Source organism: Myxococcus sp. AM010 (genome assembly GCF_013372585.1).
In the GTDB taxonomy this organism is placed as follows: domain Bacteria; phylum Myxococcota; class Myxococcia; order Myxococcales; family Myxococcaceae; genus Myxococcus; species Myxococcus vastator.
In genome coordinates, this window is sequence record NZ_JABXEO010000033.1 from 59,434 (window position 1) to 77,761 (window position 18,328).

Below are 18,328 nucleotides of genomic sequence, written 5' to 3' on the forward strand. Positions count from 1 at the left end.
CCCGGCGGGCCGTCTGCTAGGCCGGCACGGGGCGGAGCCGGGAGGCGAGCTGGGTGTAGTGGTCTCTCTGAGCGGAATCCCCCAGGTGTTCCCACACGTCGGCCAGGGCCCGGGCGCACTCGGCGGAGCCGGGGGACAGCGTCAGCGCCAGTTCGAAGACGTGGCGGGCCTGCCGGTAGCGCGCCTTGTCCGGGCGGCGGGAGCCCCGCGTCAGCAGCGCGTTGCCCAGGGTGTAGATTTGGACGGCGGCGGACTCGCGGTAGCCCGGCGTGGGGTTGAGCTGCATGGCGCGCTGGAGCAACAGCGCGGCGGCCTCCGGCTCCCCCAGCTCCAACTGGCAGAGGGCGGCGTCGCGGTGGGCCTCGGCCTCGGTGGGGTCCACTTCGATGGCGCGCTCGAAGCAGCGCAGCGCCTCCTCGAAGCGCTCCAGCGTGGCCAGCGACGCCCCCTTCCCGGTGAGCGCGGGGACGTGCTTGGGGTCCACGGCGAGCACTTTGTTGAACGCGAGAATGGCCGCCTCGTGGTTGCCCGCCATGGACAGGCTCACGCCCTCATTGAAGGCCGCGAACAGCAACTTGGACATCTCTCCCCCAGCGCAAGGGTGACACCGGCCGCGCTCCTGGGCCGGAGGGGCAGCCTGTCACCGGGGAAGTCCCCATGGAAAGACGTCATTCCCGGGCGCGCTTTCGTCCCGCTGATGGGAGCCATTGGCCCCTGCGTCAGTCAGATGCGCAGGCCCACCTGCACACCCGGCCACAGGCGCACGCCCCCCGCGTCCAGGCTCGGCAGGCGGCTCAGGTTCGACGCGGGCTCCCCGCTGACGTCGTGCAGCACGTTGAGCGTGGGCCCGCCGATGATGGCCAGGTTCGGCGCCACCTGGAACCCCGCCACCAGCCGGAGCTGATGCAGGAGGCTGTTGCCTTCGAAGGACACGCTCCAGTCGTAGAGGGTGTTCGTCACCGCGTCCACGTCCAGGAAGAAGCGCTCGGACACAGGGATGTGCGCGCCGAGCCCCAGCCCCAGCGACCAGTGACTGGGACCGCGCGCCCCCTCCATGGAGCCCATGCCCAGCACGAGCGTCGTGTAGAGGTAGCGGCTGCCCACCTTGATGGCGGTGTTGGCGTAGTTGAAGTCATTGCCGAAGGCCTCGACGTGGAACTGGCCGTTGCGCGCGATGCTCACCAGGCCCACCGGCACGCCCGACTCCAGCTCCCGCGACACGTTCACCAGCCCGAGCTGGAGGCCGTTCAGCCGCCCCGCCACGTTGACGAGGCCCACCTGCGCGCCCTTCACGTCGCCGCCCACGTTGAGGAGGGACAGCTGCGCGCCCCGGGCCTCCGCCGCCCAGTTCAGGCCCACGGCCACCTGGAGGCCCGTCACCCGGTCCCGCACATGGTTGAACCCCACCGCGCCCTGGACACCGTCAACGTCCCCCGCCGTCCAGTTGCCGCCCACGGCCAGCTGCGCGCCCGCCAGCGACGTGCCGGACACGTTGGCCCCCACCGCGAGCTGCCCCAGCGTGCCGCTGGCCCGCGCCAGGTTGAGGCCTATCGCGGCCTGGACGCCCTCCGCCTTGCCGTGCGTCCAGTTGCCGCCAATGGCCAACTGCGTGCCCGACATGTCGCCCCGCACCACGTTCGCGCCCAGGGCCAGCTGCAGCCCGTCCACCTTGTCCGTGGCCACGTTCGCGCCCAGGGCCATCGCCACGCCGTCCAGCCGCGCCATGCGCGCCATGCCGATGGACACGGAGAGGTGGTTGTCCACGGGCTCGCCGGAGGTCATGAGGTCATTCGTCTGGAGGCCGGGGAACAGGCCCACGTTGACGAAGCGCGACCGGCGCCCGCTGCCCGCCGCGGCGACCTCCGACGCGCCCGCGGAGACCGCCGCGGGCAGGGCCCCGCCGCCGCGCATGGCCGTCAGCTCCCCCTGCACCGCGCGGAAGGCGGAGGCCGCCAGCACCGTCCGGCCGCCCTCCCCCAGCTCGAACTCCGCATGCGAGGTCTGGTCCAGCACCTTGCGCATCACCGAATAGCGGCCCTTCTGCAGCCCCAGCTCGGTGGTGCGGCCCGCGTACTTCTTCAGCTCCACCACCAGACGTCCCTGGGAGTCGCGGACGAAGAGCCGCCCGTCCACCAGGTCCTCCAGGACGAGCACCGCGGCGGTGGAGCGCAGGTCCGTCATCACCAGGTCGCCGGTGCCCGCCAGCTCAATGTCATACGCGGGGTGCTGTGCTCCGGCCCGCGTCTGCTCCGTGCGCGCGAGCGTCTCGTGGAAGGCGAACTGGTAGGCTTCGTGCAGCGTCACCCGGCCGTCCCCGGAGACGTCCGCCGCGCCCCGCAGGCCGGACACCAGGTTGTGGGTGAAGAACGAGCCGCCGATGCGGTCGGACTCCTGGGACACCTCGTCCTCGGAAGACGACGTGAGGATGGCGTGGCCGCGCACCGCGGAGGACGCATCCACCATGAAGGCGGGACGCCGCACCCCGCCCTTCTGGCGGGCCAGCGTGCCGGACGCGCACGAGTCCAGGATGGCGATGCGCACGTCGGCGGGAAGCGACTCCAGCGCCTTGCGCAATTCGCGGTAGCCAAAGCGGTCCTTCTGGAGGAGCAGCCCCTGCTCGTCGGAGTGGCCCGAATAGTAGATGAGCGCCTCGATGCGCGTGCCCGGCGTGGTCGCCGCCGCCACCATCGCCTTGAAGCGGACCAGGGCGGACTCCAGCGCCGCGCGGTCGCCCTCCAGCAGCAGCAGCGTGTCCTGCGGCTGCACCCCGCCGAGCTCCTCCAGCACGTTGCCGAACGAGCGCGCATCCGTGACGGCGTACCGGAGCCGGGCGCGTCCTTCGCCCCCGTCGTTGACGCCCACCAGCAGCGCGAAGCGGCGCACCGACGCCCGCGGCGCCGAGGACGTGGGAGCCGCGGCGGCCAGGGCGGGCACGAGCAGGAGCGAAAACAGGAGGGACCGCGTCATCACCGCACCTTTTCCAACGTGAAGGACGTCTGGCCCAGGGTATCCGGAAGTGGCAGCGGCAGGGTGCGCGCGTCGCTGGGCTGACGGGCAAGCGCGCGCGCCGCCTCCAGGACCGACGCCACCTCCAAGGGGGCCTCGGACGTGACGAAGAGGAAGCGCTCGAAGTCCGGCGCGTCATCTAACTCGTAGGCATGGGCCAGCGGCACCGCCTCGCCGGGGCCCAGCTCCGTGCTGCCCGTCAGCGTGGAGGGATGGTGCAGCGTCACGCCGCCGCGCCCATCCACCGACACCACGACCCCATGGCGGCTTCCACCCGGCACGTAGCTGAGCTGCAGGACGTCACCGCGGCGCGCCCGGGCCTGTTCACCGAGCAGCTCCGGCTCGCCCGCGCCCTGCCGGTGGACCCGCAGGCGCGGCCCGCCCTTGATGCGCACGGTGTCCAGCATCACCATGAGCGGCACCGGTGACTCGGACGGCTCCGGCTGCGCCTCCGGCGCGGACATGAAGAGCAGCGCCAGCGAGGCGGCCACGGGGACGCTGAGTGACAGCCCATGCCACCCCTGCGAGTCGCCGCGCCGCGCCTCCGCCGCGCGGGCCAGGGCCTTGTGCTCGCGCCGGGCCACCTCGGCGGCGACCGCGGCGGGCGGATGACGCTCCAGCGTCTGGCGAGAGTCGGCGTCCAGCCGGGCCCGCCTCGCGGCGCCGCCGGGCTCACGCTCGAGCCGGGCTCGCGCGGCGGACAGCGCCGCTGGCGGCAGCTCGCCCAGGATGATTCGCTCCAGAAGCCAGTCAGGGGTGCCAGGGGCCATGCGCAGTGCGTCTCCAGCGCGGCGAAGAGCCCTCGGTTCCCGTGTCCCGCCGCCTCCGGCCTCGCGCGTCACCTGGAACACCGGGGCCTCGAAAATCTGTCACCCGCCCCGGCTCACAGGGTGAGGACCATCATCTCCTCGTCGAGGAAGGTCTCCCCTACCTTCAGCGCGTTGGGCTCCACGCCGTAGGTCCGAAACCCCAGCGAGCGGTACAGCGCGTGCGCGGGCGCGTTCCCCACCGCGACGGCGAGCAGCAGGCACTTGAGGCCGCCCAGCTTCCGCGCCTCGTCGATGAGCGCGGTCAGCAGCCGCCGGCCCACGCCCCGCGAGCGGACCTCCGGCGCCACGTACATGCCCCACACCACCGCCTTGTGCGCCAGCCGGGCCCGGGACTCGCGCTTCAACCCCAACGCGCCCACGAGCTGCCCACCGTGGAAGGCCCCCAGGACGCACTGGGACTCGCCCACCAGCCAGCCGCGCACGGCCTCCAGGGACAGCGCCGAGTCCTCCTCCTCCGAGGCCGCGAAGGACTCCGGGTTGTCCCGCAGCCCCCTGAGCCGCAGCGCCTTGAACGCCTCCGCGTCCTCCGCCACCAGCTTGCGGATGACGACCTGCGTCGGTCCGGCGCCGCGGCCCTCCGCCTCCAGCAGCGCCGTGTACCCCGCGATGAAGTCCGGGTAGCGGGGCGCCCAGCCCAGCGACTTCAGGCGCGCGTTGGAGATGGCGCGGTCGCCTCGCACCGTCTCGTTGAGCTGCGCCACGGGAATGCGGGGCGGCATCGGTACGCCCAGGCGCTGGCTGAGCCAGGCCACCGGCTCCTCGGTGGGCGCGGGGCGGTCATCCGCGACGCAGTACAGGGCGCCAGGCTCGCCACGCGTCAGCACCACGCGAAGGGACTCCACCAGGTCATCGACATAGATGCGGGAGATGCGTCCGCCGCCGCCTTCGGGCAGCCGGAGCGCCCCCGACAGCAGGCGCGTGTGGATGCCGCGCCCCGGCCCGTAGATACCGGCGATGCGCATCACCATGGCGCCCAGCGGCAGGTAGCGCGACTCCGCCTCGATGCGCTCGCGCGATGACGGCGTGGACAGCTCCACCGGGGTGTCCTCGTCCACGTGGCCCCGCGCGCGGCCATAGACGCCGGTGGAGGACAGGTAGACGAGCCGCGCGGGAGCCTGGCCGGCCAGCGCCGAGGCGATGCGCGTGTCCAACCCCGCGTCGGGCGGCACCGAGACGACGACGTGCGCCCCCGCGGTGTGCGTGAGCGCGTCATCCAGGTCGGTGACGCGGGCTCCGGCGCGCTCCAGGTCGGCCCGGCGCGCGGCGTCACGCGTGGCCGCCAGCACGTCGCGCCCGGCGCGGGCCTCCGCCACCGCGAGCCGCGTGAGCGTGTAACCGGACCCCAGGAGGACAAGAGGAGGCGTCATGTCCCCGCGATAGCGAGACCGCGGGGACAGTGCAAGCGACGGCTGCGGCGCCCCTACAGCTCCGCGCTCGAGCGCGGGTCGATGATGCCGCACTCCTTGATTTTGTAGAGGAGCGCCTTGTAGCTGATGCGCAGCTTGGTGGCCGCGCGCCGCTTGTTCCACGCGGTGCGTTGGAGCATGGCGAGTATCGCCTCGCGCTCGGCCAGCATCGCGGCCCGCTTGCCGATGTCCTTCAGGGACGGCTCCCCGGCAGGCGCGGGCGGAGGCGGAGGCTGTGGCACGTCGAAGGGATTGACGTAGCGCGGCGCGGCCACCACCGCGTTCGCGGACTCCATCAACATGGGCGCGTGCGCGGGCGGAGCCAGCGGCGCGACGGACGCAAGCCCGAAGGCGGCCCCGCGCGACGGCATCTCCAGCACCTGCACGGCGGGCGGCGGCGTGCGGAAGCCCTCGTCGTGCGCGCGGCCGAAGGGGCCACCGTCGTCACCGGCGTAGGACGTGGGGAGGGACGGCGCGCTCGCGGGGGTGCGGACCCCGGCCCGAAGCTCGTCGAGCACCAGCGTCGGGTCCTTCAGCACGCACAGCCGGCGGACCATGTTCTCCAGCTCACGCACGTTGCCCGGCCAGTCGTAGTCCGCGAAGGCGTGCAGCACCTCCGTGGGCAGCTCGGACACGCCGCTGAGATAGCCGCGGCCGTACTTCTTGAGGAAGTGGTCCGTCAGGGGCACCACGTCCTCACGGCGCTCGCGCAGGGCCGGCAGGCGGATGGCCACCACGTTGAGGCGGTAGAAGAGGTCCTCGCGGAAGTTGCCCAGCGCGATTTCCTTCTCCAGGTCGCGGTTGGTGGCCACGACGACGCGGCTGTCCACGCGCACGCTCTTCTTGCCACCGACGCGGAAGAACTCCTCGTCCTGGAGCACCTGGAGCAGCTTGGCCTGGAGCCGGATGGCCATCTCGCCAATCTCGTCCAGGAAGATGGTGCCCTGGTCGGCCAGCTCGAACTTGCCTGGCTTCTCCGCGGTGGCGCCGGTGAAGGCGCCGCGCTCGTGGCCGAACAGCTCGCTCTCCAGCAGCTCGCCGGGCAGCGCCGCGCAGTTCACCTTGATGAACGGACGGTTGCGCCGCTGGCTGCGCGCGTGAATCTCCCGCGCGATGACCTCCTTGCCCGTGCCGGACTCGCCCAGCAGCAGCACCGGGACGTCGGTGTCGGCGATGCGCTCCACCAGCGCGCGCGCGCGGCGCATGGCGGGCGAGGTGGAGATGAGGACGCGCTGCTCCTGCGCTGGCTCCGCCGCCGGCATCACCCCGCGCGCGGGCAGGACGGGCGCCACGACCTGGCGCTCCGGCGCCCGCGTTCCCAGGGCCCGGGCCAACGCGTCCTGGAGCTCGTCGTTGCCAAACGGCTTGGCCAGGTAGTCGCTGGCGCCCATCTTCATCGCGCGCACGGCATCGTCCGCCCCCGACAGCGCGCTGAGCACGATGACGGGCGCCCCGCCGCCCATGGACTGGTAGCGGCGCAGCACCTCCAGACCGCTCATCTCCGGCATCACCACGTCCAGCAACACCGCGTCGAAGGAGCCGCCTGACAGCATCTCCAGCGCCTGGCTGCCATTCGCGGCACAGCGCACCTGGTACCCCGCACTGCCGAGCAGCTCAGACAGAAACGTGCGCACCGACTCTTCGTCATCCACCACCAGCACCGCGATCCGGTCCATCCCCTCGCCTCCACTCGCCCGCTGCATCGAAGTCCGACCACCCTCACACCGACAGCCGGGAGGAGCTCCCGACCATCCGGCGAAACTCACGCGCGCGTCGCATGTCCTGCTGCGCCGCGCTCAACAACTGCGTGGGCGTTCCCACCGAGTCCGGGAAGCTCACCGTCCCCAGCTCCAGTGACGCGCGCACCACCTTCCCCTCCACCTGGAAGCGCGCCGTGTCGAAGCGCGCCGCCACGCGGCCTACCACCTCCTGAACCGACTCCGCGGGCGTCCCCGGCAGCATCAGCGCGAACTGACATTCACCCACGCGGGCCACCGCGTCCGCGTCGCGCACCGTCTGCCCCAGCACCACCGCGCTGTACACCAGCAGACGTTCCGCCATGCCGCGCCCGAACTCCTTGCGGAAGGCCGACCAGCCCCCGACCTCCGCCGCCATCACGGAGAAACCGCCGCCGTAGCGCTCCGCCCGCCGCGCCTCCAGGTTGATGAGCTCCAGCAGGAAGGGCCGGTTGTAGAGCCCTGTCACCGGGTCATGAAGCGCCTGGGCCGTGCCGGCCTCCTCCCCCGCCGCGGCCCGCAGCACCGCGTCCTTCAGCTTCAGCTGGGCGTGGAGCTTGGTCGCCAGCTCCACGCCAGTGCCCGAACGAGGCACCAGGTCCACGCATTGCCCCCGCTCCAGGCAGTACCGCCGGGCCTCGGCGTCCCGCTCATCCACCAGGTAGAGCAGCGGCACCGCGCCATGGCTGAGCTGCCGCAACCGGCGCGCGACCTGGACGGCCGCGAAGTCCGGCGCCTGCGCGGCCAGCAACACCGCGGCCGGGCGGATGACCTCGAAGAGCGGCACCGCCGCGTCGAAGCGCGTCACCGGCACCACCCGGAAGCCGGCCTCCCCCAGGAGCAACCGGGTCCGCTCCAGGTCTGCTGCTCGTGGCTCGACGACGAGCACGGTGGGCGGCTGTCCGGCCTTGCCCACTCGCTTCCTTCGCACACCCACCGTTCCACCTTCCCGCGTGAACTTTTCTCCGCCGCTTTTCGAGGCCCACCCCTGAATTACAGCCTCGAACCCCATCCCGACTTCTTCATCCCCTCGGATTTACTAGCGAAGGGAAGCTGGCTACCCATTCTGGGCAGCGGATTTAGCAATGGCTGTGCCACCTTTGACCTCATGCAGCCGCGCCTCGAACTCCGCGGCGTCCACGCGGTGCTTGAAGGCGGGCACCCCCTCGATGACGACCACGGGGATGTCGTAACGCCAGGCGGTGAAGGCCTCCGCGTCCTCCAGGATGGAGATGATCCGCAGGTCGAAGGGGATGCGAGCACGCACGGACTCCACGACGGCGGCCGCCTTGTCACAGAGAGAGCAATTGGGTTTCGAGTAGATATCGACGCGCATGCGGGGCAGGATGGACGGTTAATGCGCGGCTTGTCTGGCGACTTCTCGACGATGCCTCTCAAGGACCTCGTCGTCTATCTCGGGAACCGGCGAGCGACGGGGTCCCTGAAGGTGGAGCGTGGGGACGTGCGCAAGCAACTGGAGCTGCGCGAAGGCCATGTGGTCAGCGCCAGTTCCAACCAGCCGCGCGAGTTCTTCGGTCAGTTCCTCATCAATATGGGCCACCTGACGGAGGACCAGCTGGAGAAGGCGTTCTCCACCCAGGCGGAGACGCGCATCTTCCTGGGGAAGATTCTGGTGATGACGGGGCTGGTGCCGGAAGCCACGGTGCGCGGCACGCTCAGCCACAAGTTCCGGGAGATGATCCTCGACGCCTTCCATTGGGAGGACGGCGACTTCGTCTTCGAGGCGGCGGACACGGCGCCGGAGGTCGCGGGACTGGACGTCAGCGTAGAGCTGCTGGACGTCCACCGCGAGGGCGAGTTCCGGGAGACGGCCTGGCAGGCCATCCGCGCCGTCTTCCCCTCCGGCGCGGTCCGGCTCGCGGTGGACGAGCGCAAGCTGCCCGAACGCAAGCCCGGGAGCATGGACGAGCGCATCGTCCAGCTCATCAAGGACGGCCTCACCATCGACGGCATCGCGCTGGCGCTGCACGCCACGGACTTCTTCCTCTACCAGCGGCTGTACGCGCTCTACCGCCTGGACGCGGTGAAGGTGTCCGACGAGCCGCCCGCGTCCGAGCTGTCCGTGGTGGTGGAGGAGGACGCAGAGCCGGGCATCATCGGCTCGGAGACGTCGTCGGACGAGGTGCTCCAGGCCGCGCAGCTGTTCCTCGACGCCGGCAACGCGCGGGACGGCGAGGCGCTGGCGCGGCGGGCGCATGAGATGTCGCCCTCCCCTCGCACGGCGGAGTTCGTCAAGGCGGCCCAGGAGAAGCTCCTGGTGCACCTGCGGCGGGAGCTGTCCGAGCCGCCCAGGGTCCCCACGCTCCAGGTCGCGCCCGGGCACCTGAAGACGCTCCAGCTCTCCGCGCCGGAGCGCTACCTGCTGTCGCGCATCGACGGACGGCGCGACGTGGCCGCCATCGTCCACGTATCGCCGCTGCAGGAGCTGGATGCGCTGAAGTTCTTCGCCGGCTTCGTGGACGCGGGGCTGGTGAAGCTGACGCCGCGCTGACGGACGCGTCAGTGCTTGCCGGCGGCGGAGGCCGGGGCCGTCATCTCCACGGGCGCGGGCAGCCGCTCCAGGCCCAGGCGGAGCGCCTCGCGTCCCAGCCAGGTGCCCCGGATGCGCCACTTGGGGTCATTGACGATGATGGCGGCCACGGCGACACGCGGGTTGTCCTTGGGCGCGAAGCCCACGAACCACGAGTAGTCGCGGAAGGGCTCGCGATCCGCCAGGGAGCCTGTCTTCCCCACGGCGTCGTCCACGCGGAAGCCGCGCTCGCGGAACACGGCGCGCGCGGTGCCGTGCGTGACGGTCTCCTCCAGCATCACCGTGAGGGCCTTCGCGGCCTCCGGTGAGAGGACGGGCTCGCCTTCCACCGGGAGCAGCGGCGCCGGGCCCTCGGGCTCGAAGAGGAGCGGGTCCACCCAGCGGCCCTCGTTGGCGGCCACCGCGGCGACGAGCGCGCCGTGCAGCGGGGACAGGTACACGTCCCCGAAGCCCGCGCCCGTGTTGGCCAGGCTGAACGGCTCCTCCGGGATGGCGGCGAGCGACACGTCCGTCGGCACGGGGAACTCAATCTCACGGTTGAAGCGGAAGCGGGCCGCCATGCGGCGCAGCGCGTCCACGGTGAGGTGCTTGTTCGTCAGCTTGGCGAAGATGACATTGGCGCTCTTGCCCATGGCCAGCGCCAGCGAATAGCAGGCGCCGTCCCGCTCACTGTCCTGCAGGTGCTTCTCGGAGATGCGCCGCTTGCCGCCGTGGAAGCACTCCTCCGTCTCCGGCGTGACGCCGGCTTCCAGCAGCGCGCTGCCGGTGACGATCTTGAAGACGCTGGCCGCGGGGAACACCGCGCGGACCGGCAGGCCTCGCAGCTCCGGCCTCGCCGCCGAGTGCTCCGCCAGCGCCAGCACCCGTCCGGTGGACGGCTCCAGCACCACGGCCGCGCCGTAGGGCGTCTCATAATTGCGGAGGATCTGCGTCAGCGACGCTTGCAGCACCGGGTCGATGGTGAGCTGCGTCTTCTTGCCGCCCTTCTCCTTCACCACCAGCTTCCCGCCCTCCAGCGTCGCGCGGGCCATGAGGTCCGCGGACCTGGGCAGCGGCTTCACCTTGGCGATGGGCGGCGCCTTCGCGCGCGAGGGCACGGGAGCGGGCGGCACCATCCCCGGCTCCGCGGCCAGCGCCGCAAGGCCCCCGTCTGGAGACTCCCCCCCGAGCACCGCCGCGGCGGACACGGCGGCGGAGCCTGAAGGCCCCGCGTCCGTCTGGACGGTATCCTGGGACGCCGTGCCAGGGGCGCTCGCCCCCACCCCACCGTCTCCGGAGACACCGGCGGACGCGGGCTGCTCCGGCTCGGTCGCTCCAATGACGAGGACCAGGGGGAGCAGCGCGGCGGCGGACAGGAGACGGCGGTGGAAGCGCATTGCTGCGGGGGGCTCCAGGGGGTGAACGACGCCTGGATCCTACCGGCTGGGGACGCGCTGTCCACGGATGCCTCCCCGGTCGCTTCCACCCCTCGCTGAAATCAGAAACTTGGCGGAGGGGTGTGCAACTCCGCTAGGTTCGCCCACACTTTGGACGGATTGAAAGAAACGGTGGTCATCTGGAGCGCCGAGCTCCGCCGGGCCGTGCGCAGTGGCCGGACGGTGGTGCTGCTCGGCCTCTACAGCATGTTCTCCACGTTGGTGCTGCTGGTGGTCGGCTGGCTCGCGGGCGAAATCCGCGGCGCCGTCGCCAAGCAGTTGGAGGGCGCCGGGGCGGATGCGAGCGCCTCCGTGCAGATCAACGAGGAGATGCGCAAGGGCGTGCTGGGCTTCCTCACCAGCAACGACTCCGCGATGATCGAGGCCCTGGCGCAGGTGCCGCTGGAGGTGTTGATCGTCTTCAAGATCACCCTCTTCTTCCTGCCCGCGTACATCGCGCTGATGGGCTTCGATCAGATCAGCGGTGAGGTGGGCCCGCGCTCCATGCGCTACCTCACGGTGCGCGCGCGGCGCTCGTCGGTGCTGCTGGGCAAGTTCCTGACGCAGGCGACGCTGCTGCTCGGCCTGGTGCTCATCATCGACCTGGCCATCTTCGTCTACGCCCGCGTGGCCAACCCGGACTTCGGCTTCGCCGCCGTGGCGCTCAACCTGCTGAAGTTCTGGCTGGCGGCCATCGTCTTCTCGTTGGCCTACGTGGCCCTCACGACGCTGTGCTCCAGCCTGTTCCGGTCGCCAGCGGTGAGCCTGGTCTTCAACTTCATCCTGCTGTTCGTCTTCTGGCTGATGGACACCATCGGCCGGGCGTCGGGTGACACGGGCAACCTGCGCTTCCTGCGCTACCTGTCGCCGTCGTACTACGCCAGTGACTTGCTGCACCCGGGCCTGGCGCAGTTCGGCGCGAGCGGAGCCGCCTACGCGGTCTTCGCGTTCGTCTTCCTGATGGCGGCCTACGGCATCCTGCGCGCGAGGGACCTGTGAGCGACGTGGCCATTGAACTGTTCGGCGTCTCCAAGCGCTTCGGCCCCAAGGTCGCCGTCAACGGCGTCAGCTTCTCCGTGCCCAAGGGCACGGTGTACGGGCTCATCGGCCCCAACGGCGCCGGCAAGACGACCACCTTCTCCATGATGTGCGGCTACCTCTACCCGTCCGAGGGCACGCTCAAGGTCATGGACGTGGACCCCACCACCCCGGGCGCCCTCAAGGGCCTCCTGGGCGCGCTGCCACAGGACGCGGTGCTGCCGCCCGGCTGGGAGGTGGGCGCGCTGCTCACATACTGGGCGCGGCTGTCCGCCCTGGCTGAGCCCGAGCGCGAGGCGCGCGAGGCCCTGGACAAGGTGGGCCTCATGGAGGCCTGGAACGTCCAGACGCAGGCGCTCAGCCACGGCATGGCCAAGCGCGCGGCCATGGCCCAGGCCCTCATGGGCAACCCGCCGCTGGTGCTGCTGGACGAGCCCACCGCCGGGTTGGACCCGCGCATCGCCGCCCAGGTGCGCCAGGTCATCCGCGACATGAAGGGCCGGCAGACGGTGGTGGTCTCCAGCCACAACCTCCAGGAGCTGGAGGAGCTGTGTGACGCGGCCGCCATCCTCGACAAGGGCGCGCTCGCCCAGGCGGGGAGCATGAATGAGCTCACCGGCCAGGGCGCCGAGTTCCGGGTCCAGATCGCCCGCGGCAGCGTCATCATCCCGGAGCTCACCGGGATGCCGCACGTCACGGACGCGCGCATGGAGAGCGACACCGTGCTGCGCGTGCGCTTCAGCGGCGGCGTGGCGCCCGAAGAGGTCATCAGCCAGGTGGTGCGTCACCTGCTGCAGCACGACGTGCTCATCCTGGGCGTCAGCCGCGGCCAGCGCCTGGAAGACCGCGTCCTGCAGATGCTCTGAAGCGAGGCGTGGGCTGGCGGCAGGCGGCTCAACCCGCCTTGCGCACCCAGCCCACGTAGAGGGCCTCCCGGCGCTCCAGGCGAACCAGTGGATTCCCCGTAGCCTCACACCAGGCGGGGAGGTCCGCCTCCAGCCCGCGATCCGTGGAGACGAGCTCCACGAGCGTCCCTGGCGCCAGGGCTCTCATGGCCTTGGCGAGCTCCAGGATGGGCATGGGACACAAGGCCCCCCGGGTGTCGATGTGCACGGCCGCGTCCATGATCGGGACTCTGACGGAATTTTTACGAAGTCTCCCAAGTTTGGGGCCCCCTGAGGGGGCGCGGCTCCCTGGAATGCCAGAGCGGCTTGCTTGCGCGTCTGGAATTCCCTCTGTTAAGACCGCCGCCCTCTGCCCTCGTTGAAAACCCGCTCGGGCCCACAATGCCGGCCCCATGGCGAAGGAGCAAGAACCACTCATGAAGCCCAATGTCATCGTGGCCCTGCTGGTCGGCCTGGTGCTCGGGTTCGTTGGCGGCCGCGTCACCACCGGCCCGTCCACGAAGTCCGAAGTCGCCAAGGCCGCACCGAACTCGCCTGCCGCCGCCCCGGCGCCGGGTGGACGCCGACCGGTGGATCCCACCGTGTTCAAGGTGCCCGTCGAGAACTCGCCCACCCACGGCAGCGCTGACGCGCTCATCACCGTGGTCGAGTTCTCCGACTACGAGTGCCCCTTCTGCAGCCGGGCGAACGTCACCATCGAGAAGCTCCAGGAGCAGTACGGCAAGAAGCTCCGCGTGGTGATGAAGCAGAACCCCCTCTCCTTCCACCCGCGCGCCAAGCCCGCGGCCATCGCCGCGATGGCGGCCGGCGAGCAGGGCAAGTACTGGGAGTACCACGCCAAGCTCTTCGCCAATCAGAAGAAGCTGGATGACGCGTCCCTGGAGCAGTACGCCAAGGACCTGGGCCTGAACCTGGACAAGTGGAAGGCCGAGCTGGGCAACCCCAAGTTCCAGGACATCATCACCCGCGACCAGGCCCTGGCCAGCCAGCTGGGCGCCAGCGGCACCCCGGCCTTCTTCATCAATGGCCGCTTCCTGTCGGGCGCGCAGCCCATCGCCAACTTCCAGGCCCTCATCGACGAGGAGCTGGTCAAGGCGGAGAACCTGGTGAAGGGCGGCGTGCCCGCCTCGCAGGTGTACGCGAAGATCATCGAGAAGGGCGCCGAGCGCGCCGCGCCCAAGGCGCAGCAGCAGCAGCAGCCCGCCGCCAAGGTCCACAAGGTGGAGGTCCCCTCGGACTCGCCCTCCTTCGGCCCGGCCACCGCCAAGGTGACCATCGTCGAGTGGTCTGACTTCGAGTGCCCCTTCTGCAGCCGCGTGGGCCCCACCCTGTCGAAGATCAAGGACGGCTACGCCAAGGACGTGCGCGTGGTGTTCCGTCACCAGCCGCTGCCCTTCCACGCCAACGCGAAGCTGGCCGCCGAGGCCTCCCACGCCGCCCACGAGCAGGGCAAGTTCTGGGAGTACCACGACAAGCTCTTCGCCAATCAGAAGGCCCTGGACCGCGGCTCCCTGGAGAAGTACGCGCAGGAGCTGGGCTTGAACCTGGACAAGTTCAAGGCCGCCCTGGATTCGGGCAAGTTCAAGGCGAAGGTCGAGGCTGACATGGCCGCCGGCAACGCCGTGGGCGCCAACGGCACCCCGACGTTCTTCATCAACGGCCGTGAGTTCGTCGGCGCGCAGCCCTTCGAGGCCTTCAAGCGCGTCATCGACGAGGAGATTGGCAAGGCGGACAAGCTGCTCGCCGCCGGCACCCGGCCCGAGGAGCTCTACGCGAAGCTGAACGCGGAGAACGTCGCCAACGCCCCGAAGGCGGCCGCCGCGGCCCCTGGCGCCCCCGCCGAGCCCCCGGTCCAGAAGGTGGACGTGGGCAACGCCCCGGTGAAGGGCAACAAGAACGCGCCCATCACCATCGTCGCCTTCTCCGACTTCGAGTGCCCCTTCTGCAGCCGCGTGGTGCCCACGCTGAAGCAGCTGGAGGACCAGTACGGCGGGAAGATCAAGGTCGCCTTCAAGAACCAGCCGCTGCCCTTCCACGCCAACGCCAAGCCGGCCGCCGCCGCCGCGCTGGCCGCGCACGAGCAGGGCAAGTTCTGGGAGTACCACGACAAGCTCTTCGCCAATCAGCGCGCGCTGGACCGCGCCTCGCTGGAGAAGTACGCGCAGGAGCTGGGCCTGAACATGGACAAGTTCAAGGCCGCGCTGGACCAGGGCAAGTTCAACGCGCAGATCGAGGCCGACATGGCGCAGGCGTCCAGCGTGGGCGCCAACGGCACCCCGACGTTCTTCATCAATGGCCGCACGCTCGTGGGCGCCCAGCCCGTCGACGCGTTCAAGCGCGTCATCGACGAGGAGCTGAAGAAGAGCGGCCCCACGGTGGCCGACTCCAAGTAGTCCCCGCCGGGGCCCCAGGGCCCTGACGCGACAAAGGCCGTCGGACTCCTCTGAGTCCGGCGGCCTTCGTCTTTCCAGCCGTCGCCTCAGGACACGGCGATGGCGTCAATCTCCACCTTGGAGCCACGCGGCAGCGCGGACACCTGCACGGTGGCGCGGGCCGGCGGCGCGCCGGTGAAGTAGCGGCCGTAGACTTCGTTCACCCGGGCGAAGTCCCCCAGGTCGATGAGGAAGATGGTGCAGCGCACGACGTGGGAGAAGTCCAGCCCGCTGGCGGCGAGCACGGCCTTCAGGTTCTCCATCACCCGCTCCGCCTGCGCGACGACGTCGCCCTGCACCATCTCCATGGTGGACGGGTCCAGGGGAATCTGGCCGGAGAGGAAGGTCATCTTCCCGGCGTCCACCTGCACCGCCTGGGAGTACGGGCCAATGGCCTTGGGGGCCTGGTCGGAGTGGATTGTCTTGCGAGCCATGCGGCGCACCTCGGGGGTGAGAGCGGCCCGAACCGGGCCGCCGGGGTTTCCGGGCGCTCTAACACGAAAGGCGAGGGCGGCTAGATGCGCTCGACGGAGTAGACGCCCTGGAGCCGCTCGATGGTCCGCATCAGGTCGGTGAGCTGTTTGAGGTCGGAGATGGTGACCTCGAAGGTGTTCACCGCCCGGTCATCCCCGGTGGCCCGGCAGTTGGCCTGGGAGATGTTGACGCCCTTCTTGGAGAAGGTGTTGGTGATGTCCGCCAGCAGACCCGGCCGGTCCGCGGTGAGGACGCGCAGGGTGACGGGGCGCTTGAAGTCGCCCCGGACGTCCCACGACACGTCCACGCGCCGCTCGGGGTCCGTGGCCAGGGCCTTTTCACAGCCGACCGTGTGGACCGTGACGCCCCGCCCCCGGGTAATGAAGCCGGCGATGGGATCTCCGGGCACGGGGTTGCAACACCGCCCGAAGCGCACGAGGACATCGTCCACGCCACCAATCTGCACGCCGCTGCGGCTGCTGCGGCCCACCAGCCGCTTCGCCAGGTCGGTGACGCGGGACAGGCCCGGCAGCACCGAGTTGCCCCCTCCACCGGAGGGCGCCGAGGCGGCGGTGTTCGCGTCCGCGCGTGCCCCGGCCTCCGCGGCGTTGAGCTTCTCCTGGGGGACGAGCCGGTGTGACAGCTGCTGCGGCGTCACCTTGCCGTAGCCAATGGCCACCAGCATGTCGTCTTCCACGCGGAAGCCCAGGTCCACGGCGGCCTTCTTCATCTCGCCGGACTTGAGCAACCGGTTGAAGTTGAGCTGGAAGCGCTTGAGCTCGCGGTCCGCCAGCTCGCGCCCCAGCTGCAGGCTCTTCTCGCGCTGCTGCTGCTTGATGAAGCCGCGGATGCGCTGCTGCGCCCGGCTCGTCTTGACGAAGGTGAGCCAGTCCTTGGACGGGTGTTGCTGGGGGCTGGTGAGCACCTCCACCGTGTCCCCGTTCTTCATCTTGTAGCGGAGCGGGACGATCTTCCCGTTCACCTTGGCGCCCACGCACCGGTTGCCCACGTCCGAATGGATGGCGTAGGCGAAGTCCACCGGCGTGGCGCCGCGAGGCAGCGAGCGCACGTCGCCCTTGGGCGTGAAGACGAAGACCTCGTCGGTGAAGAGGTCCACCTTCACCGTCTCCAGGAACTCCTTCGGGTCCTTCAGGTCCTGCTGCCACTCCATCAACTGCCGCAGCCAGGCGAACTTCTCGTCATCCTTGGAGATGACGGCCTTGCCCTCCTTGTACTTCCAGTGCGCGGCGATGCCTTCCTCGGCGATCTTGTGCATCTCCGCGGTGCGGATCTGCACCTCCACGCGCTCGCTGAGCGGACCGATGATGGTCGTGTGCAGCGACTGGTACATGTTGGGCTTCGGAATCGCGATGAAGTCCTTGAAGCGCCCCGGCACCGGCTTCCACATCTCATGCACCAGCCCGAGCGCCTCGTAGCAGGAGGGCGCGGCGGGCGCGATGATGCGAAAGGCGATGATGTCGTGGATCTGATCGAAGTCGATGCCCTGTGACTTGATCTTCTTGTAGATGCTGTAGACGTGCTTGAAGCGGCCGCTCACCTCGCCCTTCAGCCCACGCTCGGCCAGCTTGGAGCGGATGACGTCGCACGTGTCCTCGATGTACTTCTCCCGCTCCTTCTTGCGCTTGTTCAGCTTCTCCTGGAGCGCGAAGAACTCCTGCGGCTTGACGTAGCGGAAGCTCAGGTCCTCCAGCTCTGTCTTGATCCAGGAGATACCGAGCCGGTTGGCCAGCGGCGCGTAGATGTCCAGCGTCTCCTGCGCGATGCGGGCCTGCTTCTCCTCCGACATGTGGTCCAACGTCCGCATGTTGTGCGTGCGGTCCGCCAGCTTCACCAGGATGACGCGGATGTCCTGCGCCATCGCGATGATCATCTTCCGGAAGTTCTCCGCCTGCTTCTCCTCCTGCGACAGGCTGGCGGAGGCGGAGAACTTGGAGAGCTTGGTGACGCCGTCTACCAGTTGGGCCACTTCCGAACCGAAGAGCTCCGTCAGCTCCTCCGCGGTGGCCAGCGTGTCCTCGATGGTGTCGTGAAGGAGTCCGGTGACGATGGACGCCTCGTCCAGCTTGAGCTCGCCCAGGATGCCGGCGACCTCGAGCGGGTGGACGAGGTAGGGCTCGCCTGACTTCCGGAGTTGACCCTGGTGGACCTTGGCCGAATAGACGTAGGCCTTCTTGATGATGTCCAGGTCGGGGTCGGGGTGGTACTGGGAAACCCGTTGGAGGATGTCGTTCAGGCGAATCATCGAATGAGGAGCAATCGTAACTTTGCACCAACGGAGGGGCAACGTTGCCCCACACCTGGACGTCACCTCCCTCCAGGACACCCCAGTTGGTGCGTTCGCTTTCGTTGACCCGGTGTTTTACGGCCCCGTAGATTCGCCTCCGCTCATGTCACAGCTCCTGCTGTCCTCCCTCGCCGTGGTCTGCCCGAACTGTGACGGGTACAACTCGCCTCGCTCGGCCGCATGTGCGCTCTGCGGCCAGGCCCTGGCCGAGCCCACCGCCGCGCCCCGCC

Annotated in this window: 15 protein-coding genes; 4 read left to right on the forward strand and 11 right to left on the reverse strand. The window is 69.9% G+C overall.

What is annotated here, in order from left to right:
• Positions 1 to 16 precede the first annotated feature (16 nt).
• From HV826_RS17130 to HV826_RS17160, 7 genes are all read right to left on the reverse strand, one after another.
• The gene (locus HV826_RS17130; RefSeq protein WP_176418102.1) at positions 17 to 583 is read right to left on the reverse strand and encodes a tetratricopeptide repeat protein; all 567 of its coding nucleotides are present in this window, start codon (positions 581 to 583) and stop codon (positions 17 to 19) included.
• 140 nt (positions 584 to 723) lie between these two features.
• Entirely contained in the window at positions 724 to 2,967 is a 2,244-nt protein-coding gene (locus tag HV826_RS17135; protein ID WP_176418103.1) for a caspase family protein, read from the reverse strand.
• Complete coding sequence (locus HV826_RS17140) at positions 2,967 to 3,776, reverse strand: ActD protein (RefSeq protein WP_176418104.1); 810 nt, start codon at positions 3,774 to 3,776, stop codon at positions 2,967 to 2,969. The genes HV826_RS17135 and HV826_RS17140 overlap by 1 nt, the downstream gene beginning before the upstream one ends.
• A 113-nt stretch (positions 3,777 to 3,889) precedes the next feature.
• On the reverse strand, positions 3,890 to 5,203 hold the full coding sequence (locus HV826_RS17145; protein WP_176418105.1) for a GNAT family N-acetyltransferase: 1,314 nt from the start codon (positions 5,201 to 5,203) through the stop codon (positions 3,890 to 3,892).
• A 53-nt stretch (positions 5,204 to 5,256) separates the two neighbouring features.
• The gene (locus tag HV826_RS17150; protein WP_176418106.1) at positions 5,257 to 6,918 is read right to left on the reverse strand and encodes a sigma-54 dependent transcriptional regulator; all 1,662 of its coding nucleotides are present in this window, start codon (positions 6,916 to 6,918) and stop codon (positions 5,257 to 5,259) included.
• Positions 6,919 to 6,961: 43 nt separating this feature from the next.
• Positions 6,962 to 7,990 (reverse strand): GGDEF domain-containing protein, encoded by a 1,029-nt coding sequence (locus HV826_RS17155; RefSeq protein ID WP_217917157.1) that lies wholly within the window; start codon positions 7,988 to 7,990, stop codon positions 6,962 to 6,964.
• A gap of 45 nt (positions 7,991 to 8,035) precedes the next feature.
• Positions 8,036 to 8,314: a glutaredoxin family protein gene (locus HV826_RS17160; RefSeq protein ID WP_176418107.1), complete on the reverse strand. Its 279-nt coding sequence runs from the start codon at positions 8,312 to 8,314 to the stop codon at positions 8,036 to 8,038.
• A 21-nt stretch (positions 8,315 to 8,335) separates the two neighbouring features.
• Between HV826_RS17160 and HV826_RS17165 the strand changes: the two genes are divergently transcribed.
• Positions 8,336 to 9,490, forward strand: coding sequence for a DUF4388 domain-containing protein (locus HV826_RS17165; RefSeq protein ID WP_176418108.1), 1,155 nt, complete (start codon positions 8,336 to 8,338; stop codon positions 9,488 to 9,490).
• Positions 9,491 to 9,498: 8 nt separating this feature from the next.
• Here HV826_RS17165 and HV826_RS17170 read toward each other — a convergent pair whose 3' ends face one another.
• Complete coding sequence (locus HV826_RS17170; protein WP_176418109.1) at positions 9,499 to 10,905, reverse strand: penicillin-binding transpeptidase domain-containing protein; 1,407 nt, start codon at positions 10,903 to 10,905, stop codon at positions 9,499 to 9,501.
• Positions 10,906 to 11,025: 120 nt separating this feature from the next.
• On the opposite strand from HV826_RS17170, the gene HV826_RS17175 reads away from it, so the two are divergent.
• On the forward strand, positions 11,026 to 11,943 hold the full coding sequence (locus tag HV826_RS17175; protein ID WP_176418110.1) for an ABC transporter permease subunit: 918 nt from the start codon (positions 11,026 to 11,028) through the stop codon (positions 11,941 to 11,943).
• Entirely contained in the window at positions 11,940 to 12,848 is a 909-nt protein-coding gene (locus HV826_RS17180; protein ID WP_176418111.1) for an ABC transporter ATP-binding protein, read from the forward strand. Before HV826_RS17175 ends, HV826_RS17180 begins: the two co-directional genes overlap by 4 nt.
• A 28-nt stretch (positions 12,849 to 12,876) precedes the next feature.
• Here HV826_RS17180 and HV826_RS17185 read toward each other — a convergent pair whose 3' ends face one another.
• Positions 12,877 to 13,107 (reverse strand): sulfurtransferase TusA family protein, encoded by a 231-nt coding sequence (locus HV826_RS17185; RefSeq protein WP_176418112.1) that lies wholly within the window; start codon positions 13,105 to 13,107, stop codon positions 12,877 to 12,879.
• Positions 13,108 to 13,303: 196 nt separating this feature from the next.
• On the opposite strand from HV826_RS17185, the gene HV826_RS17190 reads away from it, so the two are divergent.
• Positions 13,304 to 15,280, forward strand: coding sequence for a thioredoxin domain-containing protein (locus HV826_RS17190; protein ID WP_176418113.1), 1,977 nt, complete (start codon positions 13,304 to 13,306; stop codon positions 15,278 to 15,280).
• Between the two features lie 86 nt (positions 15,281 to 15,366).
• Here HV826_RS17190 and HV826_RS17195 read toward each other — a convergent pair whose 3' ends face one another.
• Positions 15,367 to 15,753 carry a RidA family protein gene (locus tag HV826_RS17195; protein WP_217917159.1) on the reverse strand — a complete coding sequence of 129 codons (387 nt, stop codon included), beginning with the start codon at positions 15,751 to 15,753 and terminating at the stop codon, positions 15,367 to 15,369.
• Positions 15,754 to 15,833: 80 nt separating this feature from the next.
• On the reverse strand, positions 15,834 to 18,056 hold the full coding sequence (locus HV826_RS17200; protein ID WP_176418115.1) for a bifunctional (p)ppGpp synthetase/guanosine-3',5'-bis(diphosphate) 3'-pyrophosphohydrolase: 2,223 nt from the start codon (positions 18,054 to 18,056) through the stop codon (positions 15,834 to 15,836).
• Positions 18,057 to 18,328: the final 272 nt, after the last annotated feature.

Coding starts and splice junctions, on each gene's coding strand:
- HV826_RS17190 (WP_176418113.1), top strand. CDS start 13,304: ATGAAGCCCAATGTCATCGTGGCCCTGCTGGTCGGCCTGGTGCTCGGG.
- HV826_RS17165 (WP_176418108.1), top strand. CDS start 8,336: ATGCGCGGCTTGTCTGGCGACTTCTCGACGATGCCTCTCAAGGACCTC.
- HV826_RS17155 (WP_217917157.1), bottom strand. CDS start 7,990: ATGGGGTTCGAGGCTGTAATTCAGGGGTGGGCCTCGAAAAGCGGCGGA.
- HV826_RS17185 (WP_176418112.1), bottom strand. CDS start 13,107: ATGGACGCGGCCGTGCACATCGACACCCGGGGGGCCTTGTGTCCCATG.
- HV826_RS17195 (WP_217917159.1), bottom strand. CDS start 15,753: ATGGCTCGCAAGACAATCCACTCCGACCAGGCCCCCAAGGCCATTGGC.
- HV826_RS17200 (WP_176418115.1), bottom strand. CDS start 18,056: ATGATTCGCCTGAACGACATCCTCCAACGGGTTTCCCAGTACCACCCC.
- HV826_RS17160 (WP_176418107.1), bottom strand. CDS start 8,314: ATGCGCGTCGATATCTACTCGAAACCCAATTGCTCTCTCTGTGACAAG.
- HV826_RS17170 (WP_176418109.1), bottom strand. CDS start 10,905: ATGCGCTTCCACCGCCGTCTCCTGTCCGCCGCCGCGCTGCTCCCCCTG.
- HV826_RS17130 (WP_176418102.1), bottom strand. CDS start 583: ATGTCCAAGTTGCTGTTCGCGGCCTTCAATGAGGGCGTGAGCCTGTCC.
- HV826_RS17135 (WP_176418103.1), bottom strand. CDS start 2,967: ATGACGCGGTCCCTCCTGTTTTCGCTCCTGCTCGTGCCCGCCCTGGCC.
- HV826_RS17145 (WP_176418105.1), bottom strand. CDS start 5,203: ATGACGCCTCCTCTTGTCCTCCTGGGGTCCGGTTACACGCTCACGCGG.
- HV826_RS17140 (WP_176418104.1), bottom strand. CDS start 3,776: ATGGCCCCTGGCACCCCTGACTGGCTTCTGGAGCGAATCATCCTGGGC.
- HV826_RS17150 (WP_176418106.1), bottom strand. CDS start 6,918: ATGGACCGGATCGCGGTGCTGGTGGTGGATGACGAAGAGTCGGTGCGC.